At 64.5% G+C, this 499-nt stretch carries 1 protein-coding gene; it reads left to right on the plus strand.

The genetic code is table 11. The features are described 5' to 3' along the window. Positions 1–499, plus strand: a 499-nt coding sequence (locus M5B99_RS29780; RefSeq protein WP_318654601.1) for a carbon starvation CstA family protein, incomplete at both ends; no start/stop codon positions are given.

Below are 499 nucleotides of genomic sequence, written 5' to 3' on the forward strand. Positions count from 1 at the left end.
GGCTGATCCGGTCTGGGCCAAGGCGTTCAGCTTTACCGGGATCCAGATCACCTGGATGCTGGTCGGTTACGGGTTTGTCGCCGCGGTGCTGCCGGTGTGGCTGATCCTGGCCCCGCGCGACTACCTGTCGACCTTCCTCAAGATCGGCACCATCATCGCCCTGGCGATCGGCATCCTGATCACTATGCCCGTGCTGAAAATGCCGGCGCTGACCCAGTTCGTCGACGGCACCGGCCCGGTCTGGAAAGGCGGCCTGTTCCCGTTCCTGTTCATCACCATCGCCTGTGGCGCCGTATCGGGCTTCCACGCGCTGATCGCCTCCGGGACCACGCCCAAGCTGCTGGACAAGGAAACCAACGCCCGTTACATCGGTTACGGCGGCATGCTGATGGAGTCCTTCGTCGCCATCATGGCGATGGTCGCCGCTTCGGTGATCGAGCCGGGCGTGTACTTCGCCATGAACAGCCCGGCGGCGGCGGTCGGCGGTGATGTGGTGACG

Origin of the sequence: Pseudomonas sp. MWU13-2100 (assembly GCF_023242365.1) — a bacterium.
GTDB lineage: Bacteria > Pseudomonadota > Gammaproteobacteria > Pseudomonadales > Pseudomonadaceae > Aquipseudomonas.